Below are 6,508 nucleotides of genomic sequence, written 5' to 3' on the forward strand. Positions count from 1 at the left end.
CGAGTCGCCCAACGGGGGAGCGGCTCACCGGAACACGTCGTCCGGCTCGTCCCAGTCCGCCGGTTCCGGGCTGCGCCCGCCCCGCGCGGCACGCGAACGAGCCTTGTACATCGCGTCGATCTCGGCCGCGTAGTGCCGCGCGATGACGTCCCGGCGCAGCTTCAGCGACGGCGTCAGCAGACCGTTGTCCGGGGCGAACGGCTCCTGCACGACCCGGTAGACCCGGATCGACTCGGCGCGCGACACGGTGCTGTTGGCCGACGCGATGGCACGGGCCAGCTCCTCGCGCAGCGCGCTCTCCTCCCGGCTCTCCCGTCCCTCGAAGTCGCCCTGCAGCGCCAGGGCGGCCCGCCAGTGCGAGAGGAACTCCGGGTCCAGGGTGATCAGCGCGCCCATGCAGGGCCGGTCCTCGCCGACCACCACCGCCTGATGGATCAGCGGGTGCATCCGCAGCCGCTGTTCCAGCGGGGCGGGCGCCACGCTCTTGCCGCTCGAGGTGACGATGAGGTCCTTCTTGCGGCCGGTGATGGTCAGATATCCCTCCCGGTCCAGCCGCCCGATGTCCCCGGTCGACAGCCAGCCCCCGCGCAGCACGCCGCGGGTGCGCGCCTCGTCGCCGATGTAGCCCTGGAACACCGACGGGCCGTGCAGCAGGATCTCCCCGTCCTCGGCCACCCGGACCTCGGTGCCCGGCAGCGGCACGCCCACCGTCCCCGACTTCTCCCGGCCCAGCGGCTGCATGGTGATCCCGCCGGAGGTCTCCGTCAGTCCGTACCCGTCGTGGATGTACAGGCCGATGCCCTCGAAGAACAGGGACAGTTCACGGCTCAGCGAGGACCCTCCCGAGGTGCCCCGCCGGGCCCGGCCACCGAGCGCGGAGCGGAGCTTGCGGTACACCGTCCGCTCGTACAGGGCGTGTTGGAGCCGCAGATCCAGTCCGGGGCCCGTGCCGATGCCGAGCCGGGCGCGCTCCTCGGCCTCCGCGAAGTCCCGCGCGGTCTGCGCCGCCCGCTCGAACAGCGCGCCCCGGCCCGCCTGCTGAGCCGTCCTCAGGAACGTCTTGTACAGCTTCTCGAACACCGAGGGGACGCCGTAGAGATACGTCGGCCGGAAGGTGCTCAGCGCCGAGGCGAGCGCCTCCTGGGACACCTCCGGCTCGTGCGCCATCAGGAAGCCGCCGCGCAGGCACAACGTCTGGATCATGATGCCGTAGACGTGCGAGAACGGAAGGAACGCCAGTACCGAGGGCTGCTCGCCCGGCTGCGCCGCCGTGTGGCCCCAGCCGGCCAGCAGCACGTCACACGGGTAGGCGAGTCCGCGGTGGCTGAGCGCGCAGCCCATCGGACGGCCGGTGGCGCCGGAGGTGTAGGTGACCGCCGCGGTGGAGTCGGGCAGCACGATCCGGCGCAGCGACTCCACGGTGGTCAGCGGGATGTCCACGCCACGCTCGGTGAGTTCGGTCAGCGCGCCCGCGTCCAGCTGCCAGACGTGCTTGAGCCGGGGGAGCGCCGCGCACACCGTGCCGACCGTCATCACCCCCAGTTCGTCCTCGACCGCCACCGCCACGCAGGCCGCGTCCCGGAGCATCCACTCCACCTGGTCCCGCGAGGACGTCGGATGGATCGGGACGATCTCCGCGCCCACGGTCCACAGCGCGTGCGCCAGCACCGTCCACTCGTAGCGGTTGCGGGCCATCAGGGCGACCCGGTGGCCCGGTGAGATCCCGGCGGCCACCAGCCCCTTGGCCAGCCCGACCACCTCGTCCCGCAGTTGGCCGGCCGTGACCGTCTCCCAGCCGTCGGGGGCGCCCTGCGCGTGCCGGGCGAGCAGGGGGAGTCCGGGGTTCTTCTCGGCTCTCTCGAAGACAGTGTCGGCGAGCCCGCCGGCGGGCGGCGGGAACGCTGCCGGAGCGGAGGCGACGTCGCGCATGCGCTGCTCCTGGAAGTACGGAGGGTGACCCCGCCGATCGGCTCTGTGTCGGCGGTGCACGAATGTAGCGCGGGGAAGCGGTTTCGGTGCGGGGAAGGAGAAAGTCGTGATCCCCTGATGACCTGCGGGTGTCCGGTGGGTCCCGGGTGTCGCCGTTCCGTACGGGTATCGGCGCGGGCGCCGGGGCGCGCCGAGAGGGGCGGCCGGGGTCGTCGTGACCCCGGCCGCCCCTCGTCGGGCGCCGGTCGCGGCGGGCTCAGCGGGCGGGCGTGAGCCAGACCGTGGCGAGCGGCGGCAGCGTCAGCCGCAGCCGGCCGTCCTCCGGGCAGAGCTTGCCCGCGTCACCCACCTGGACACCGCTGCCGCCGTAGCGCACCGCGTCGGTGTTGAGCACCTCCTGCCAGGCGGTCACCTGCTCGGGTGCCCAGAGCCGGTAGTCCTCCCGGACGACAGGCGAGAAGTTGGACACCGCCAGCAGCGGGGTGCCGTCCTCGCCGTACCGGACGAACGCGAAGACGTTGTCGTCGGCCGCGTCGCACATCGACCACTGGAAGCCGGCCGGATCGGTGTCCCGCTGCCACAGCGCCGGGGCGTCCCGGTACACCGTGTTCAGGTCCCGCACCAGGTCGCGCATGCCCCGGTGGTCGCCCGCCGAGTGGTAGTCGTCGCCCAGCAGCCACCACTCGGGCCCGTGCTTCTCCGACCACTCGGCACCCTGTGCGAACTCCTGCCCCATGAACAGGAGTTGCTTGCCGGGGTGGGCCCACATGAAGCCCAGGTACGCCCGGTGGTTCGCGCGCCGCTGCCACCAGTCGCCGGGCATCTTGGACACCAGCGCCTGCTTGCCGTGCACGACCTCGTCGTGGGAGATGGGCAGCACGTAGTTCTCGCTGTACGCGTACACCATCGAGAACGTCATCTCGTGGTGGTGGTACTTGCGGTGCACCGGCTCCTTCTGCACGTACTCCAGCGAGTCGTGCATCCAGCCCATGTTCCACTTCAGCCCGAACCCGAGACCGCCGCTGTCGGTCGGCCGGGTCACGCCCTCCCACGCCGTCGACTCCTCGGCGATCGTCACCACACCCGGACAGCGCCGGTACACGGTCGCGTTCATCTCCTGGAGGAACGCCACCGCGTCCAGGTCCTCGCGCCCGCCGAAGACGTTCGGCGCCCACTGCCCGGAGTCACGCGAGTAGTCCAGGTAGAGCATCGAGGCCACGGCGTCCACGCGCAGCCCGTCGATGTGGAACTCCTCGCACCAGTACACCGCGTTGGCGACCAGGAAGTTGCGCACCTCGGTCCGGCCGAAGTCGAACTCGTAGGTCCCCCAGTCCGGGTGCTCCGCCCGCCGGGAGTCTCCCGGCTCGTACAGCGGGTCCCCGTCGAACCGGGCCAGCGCCCAGTCGTCCTTGGGGAAGTGGGCCGGCACCCAGTCCATGATCACGCCGATGCCCGCCCGGTGCAGCGCGTCCACCAGGAACTTGAAGTCGTCCGGCGACCCGAGCCGCGGGGTGGGCGCGTAGAACGAGGTGACCTGGTAGCCCCACGACCCGCTGAACGGGTGCCCGGCCACCGGCATCAGCTCGACATGCGTGAAGCCCAGGTCCCGCACGTAAGCGGGCAGTTCCCCGGCCAGCTCGCGGTAGGTCAGCCCCGGCCGCCAGGACGGCAGATGCACCTCGTACACCGACATCGGAGCCCGGTGCACGGGGGTGTCGCCCCGGTGCGCCATCCACTCGGCGTCGTTCCACGCGTAGCGGGAGGAGGTGACGACCGAGGCGGTGTCCGGCGGGACCTCGGTGAGCCGGGCCATCGGGTCCGCCTTCAGGAACCGGTGGCCGTACCGCGAGGTGATCTCGAACTTGTACCTGGCGCCCTCACCGATCCCCGGCAGGAACACCTCCCACACCCCGGCCGCGCCCAGCGAGCGCATCGGGTACTGGGTGCCGTCCCAGAAGGTGAACTCGCCGGCCAGCCGCACTCCTTGGGCGTTCGGCGCCCACACGGTGAACCGGGTGCCCTGGACCCCTTCGTGGGTCATCGGCTCGGCGCCCAGCGCCTTCCACAGCTCCTCGTGCCGGCCCTCCCGGATCAGATGCAGATCCAGCTCACCGAGCGCGGGCGGGAAACGGTACGGGTCGTGCACCGTCTGCTCGCCGTCGTCGTAGGCCACCACCAGCTCGTACGCGGGGATCTCCGGGTACGGCAGCACGGCCGAGAAGAGACCGTCGCCCTCGGAGACGAGCGGCGAGCGCACCCCGTCGGCCAGGACGCTCACCTCCCGCGCGTTCGGGCGCAGGGCACGGAACAGGACGCCGCCCGGCACCGGGTGGGCGCCCAGCAGTGCGTGCGGGTCGTGATACGCGCCGCCCAGCAGGCGGTCGCGCTCCTCGCCCACGAGGGCAGTGCCCGAGGTGCGGACGGGGCCCGAGGTCTCGGGCAGCGAAGTGTCGCGCAGTGCCATGATTCAGCCTCTCCACTCGGCGAGCCGCTCGATGGCCGCCATCGGGACCGGAAGCCAGTCCGGCCGGTGTCTCGCCTCGTACAGCACCTCGTACACCGCCCTGTCCGTCTCGTGCGCGCGCAGCAGCGCGTGCTCCTTGCGTGGGTCCCAGCCCGCACGGGCCGCGTAGCCCGCGCAGAACGCCTCCCGGCAGCGGCTCGCCCACTCGGGCCGCCAGGGGCGGCGCTGCCGGGCCGCGTAGTCGAAGGAGCGCAGCATCCCGGCGATGTCACGCACCGGGGACTGCGCGGTCCGCCGCTCGGCGAGCGGACGGGAGGGCTCGCCCTCGAAGTCGATGACGAACCAGTCGGTCCCGGCACGCAGCACCTGACCCAGGTGCAGATCCCCGTGGACGCGCTGGGCGGCCGGACCGGAGTCGTGGGCGGCCAGCGCCCCGAACGCGGCCCTGAGGCCCGGCACATAGGGCCGCAGCCCCGGCACCGCCCGCGCCGCCGCGTCCAGCCGTACGCACATCGCGTCGGCCGTGACGCCGTTCTCGTCCCCGCCGGCCGCCGGGAACGCTCCGGCCAGGGCGAGGTGCACCTCGGCCATGGCACCGCCCAGCTCGCTCGCCTCGGTGGTGAAGCCGTCGCCCCGGGCCAGCGCCCCGAGCGCCAGTTCCCAGCCGTCGACCGCGTCCGGCAGGAACGGCTGGAGCACGCCCAGCGTGGCCGGGCGCGGCGCGGTGGTGCAGAACCACGCGACCGGCGCGGGCACCCGCGCACACCCCTGCGCGGCCAGTGCCTGCGGCACCTCCAGATCCGGATTGACGCCCGCCTGGATGCGGCGGAACAGCTTCAGGATGTACGAGTCGCCGTACACGATCGACGAGTTGGACTGCTCGCTGGTCAGCAGCCGGGGCGCGAGACCGCCGGGCACCTCGGCGGCCTCGTCCACCCCGAAGCGCAGCGGCCCCGCCTTGCCGGGCTGCCGCAGCCGCTCCAGCAGCAGGTGCGCGCAGCGCGGGTCGTGCAGCGCGTCGTACACGGCGAACCCCGCCAGCGGCCCGTGCTCGGCACGTCCGATGTAGGCCCGATCGAGGGCCGGCGCGGGCCGCTCGCGCACGCCGAGCAGCAGTTGGTAGCAGTCGCCGGGCGGGGGAGTGCCGCCGGGCGTGGGCACGGGAGCGTGCGAGGCGTTCACCAGCAGGTGCAGGCAGCCCGGGAACAGTTCGGTGACGGACAGCACCGACAGATCGGTGGCCGGGCGGTCCTTGCCCGCGAACCAGCGCTGCCGGGGCAGCCAGTCGCGCAGCAGGCCGCCGAGCGAGGCCAGGAGCCCGTCGGTACCGGTCGCCGCCGGGGGGCTGAGGGTGATGGTCTTCGGCATGGTGACGCGTCCTTTCCTCGGCGCCGGGCGCTCAGCGGCGGCGGCCGATGCGGGATGCGGGTCGGGTGAGCCGGAACCAGTAGAAACCGTGGCCCGCGAGGGTCAGCAGATACGGCAGCTCGCCGATGGCCGGGAACTTCACCCCGCCGATCAGCTCCACCGGGTGCCGTCCGTCGAAGGCCCGCAGATCGAGTTCGGTGGGCTGCGCGAACCGGGAGAAATTGTGCACGCACAGCACCAGGTCGTCGCCGTATTCGCGGAGGAACGCGAGCACCGCCGGGTTGGACGAGGAGAGTTCCGTGAAGGACCCCAGTCCGAAGGCGGGGTTCTGTTTGCGGATCTCGATCATGCGGCGGGTCCAGTGCAGGAGGCTGGACGGGGAGGACATGGAGGCTTCGACGTTGGTGACCTGGTAGCCGTGGACCGGGTCCATGATGGTGGGCAGGAAGAGCCGGCCGGGGTCGCAGGAGGAGAAGCCCGCGTTGCGGTCGGGGGTCCACTGCATGGGGGTGCGGACGGCGTCGCGGTCGCCGAGCCAGATGTTGTCGCCCATGCCGATCTCGTCGCCGTAGTAGAGGATCGGCGAGCCGGGCAGGGAGAGCAGGAGGGCGGTGAAGAGTTCGATCTGGTTGCGGTCGTTGTCGAGGAGGGGGGCGAGGCGGCGGCGGATGCCGATGTTGGCGCGCATACGCGGGTCTTTCGCGTATTCGGCCCACATGTAGTCGCGTTCCTCGTCGGTGACCATTT

General features: G+C 72.1%; 4 protein-coding genes. All 4 read right to left on the bottom strand.

Annotated features, from left to right (window positions below; translation table 11 throughout):
- Positions 1 to 24 precede the first annotated feature (24 nt).
- Positions 25 to 1,929 (bottom strand): AMP-dependent synthetase/ligase, encoded by a 1,905-nt coding sequence (locus tag E5082_RS29935; protein WP_135794384.1) that lies wholly within the window; start codon positions 1,927 to 1,929, stop codon positions 25 to 27.
- A 256-nt stretch (positions 1,930 to 2,185) separates the two neighbouring features.
- The gene (gene glgB / locus E5082_RS29940) at positions 2,186 to 4,393 is read right to left on the bottom strand and encodes a 1,4-alpha-glucan branching enzyme (protein WP_135794385.1); all 2,208 of its coding nucleotides are present in this window, start codon (positions 4,391 to 4,393) and stop codon (positions 2,186 to 2,188) included.
- A gap of 3 nt (positions 4,394 to 4,396) precedes the next feature.
- A complete protein-coding gene (locus E5082_RS29945; protein WP_135794386.1) occupies positions 4,397 to 5,761 on the bottom strand; it encodes a maltokinase N-terminal cap-like domain-containing protein in 1,365 nt (454 codons plus the stop codon).
- Between the two features lie 31 nt (positions 5,762 to 5,792).
- On the bottom strand, positions 5,793 to 6,508 hold a 716-nt coding region (locus E5082_RS29950; protein WP_208766261.1), incomplete at its 5' end, for an alpha-glucosidase C-terminal domain-containing protein.

The sequence above is a fragment of the Streptomyces griseoluteus genome, from assembly GCF_004784465.1.
In the GTDB taxonomy this organism is placed as follows: domain Bacteria; phylum Actinomycetota; class Actinomycetes; order Streptomycetales; family Streptomycetaceae; genus Streptomyces; species Streptomyces griseoluteus.